Source organism: Amycolatopsis vastitatis (assembly GCF_002234595.1).
GTDB lineage: Bacteria > Actinomycetota > Actinomycetes > Mycobacteriales > Pseudonocardiaceae > Amycolatopsis > Amycolatopsis vastitatis.
Map to the genome: position 1 here is coordinate 1 of NZ_NMUL01000097.1, position 787 is coordinate 787.

Sequence of the window (787 nt, forward strand, 5' to 3'; positions counted from 1 at the left end):
CAAGCTGTCCAGCGCTGGGTCGTTGCCGGTGGTTGCTGCGGTCTCGTTGATCTCGGCCAGCCGGGTATCGGCCACCGCGCGGCGGGTCGAGGGCAGGCGGCGGGGTTTGGCGACCTTGCGGGCCGGGTTGTCGGCGTGGGTGATCAGCTTGTCGTCTTCGGCGTGCCGGTAGAGGCAGCGCAACGCGGCGATCAGGTGCTCGCCGGCACTCCGGCCGCCGCGGGCGTTGCGTCGGGCGACGACGTTGACCTTCACGTATTCCACCAGTTGCTTGATCTCCGAGGGAGTCGGCTCGTCGAGGTGGCGGTGGCCCCAGTGCTCGGCGATGCGGTTCCAGTAGGAGCCGTAGACGCGGCGTGTGCCGTCGGTGACGGCGGCCGAGACGGTCGGGATGTACTCCGCGAACGTCGGCACCGGCGGGCGGCTGACAGGTTCAGCGAGGAGGTCTTCGGCCGAGACGCCCATCCGGGCCAGCAGCAGCCGCGCGGCGTCCAGCTCGGCAGCACTCGCAGCCGACGCCGGTGTCTGTGCGGTCATCCCAGATCACCGCCGAGCAGCTCCGCGTGGCGTGCGGCGAGCAGGTCGTCGAGCACGGCAGGCGGATGCACGATCAGCACGTCACGCCGGGGATCGGCGGCCAGCAGAACGCGGTCCCCGGGAATCAGACCACAGCAGTGCCGGACGGCAGCGGGTAGCCGAAGGTGGCCTTGGTTGGTCACGCTGAAGACGCCGTGCCCGTCAGGCTGGACGACGAGAAGGCCGTGACACTCACGGATATCCAGGCGGG

Annotated in this window: 1 protein-coding gene and 1 pseudogene; both read right to left on the reverse strand. The window is 70.1% G+C overall.

Features of this window, described 5'->3' with window-relative positions; all coding sequences use genetic code 11:
• Nucleotides 1-537 (reverse strand): annotated as a pseudogene (locus tag CF165_RS53340) (site-specific integrase); the annotation flags it as partial.
• The coding region (locus tag CF165_RS49300; RefSeq protein ID WP_240522212.1) for an AbrB/MazE/SpoVT family DNA-binding domain-containing protein at nucleotides 534-787 on the reverse strand (254 nt) is incomplete at its 5' end. The pseudogene CF165_RS53340 and the gene CF165_RS49300, both read right to left, overlap by 4 nt.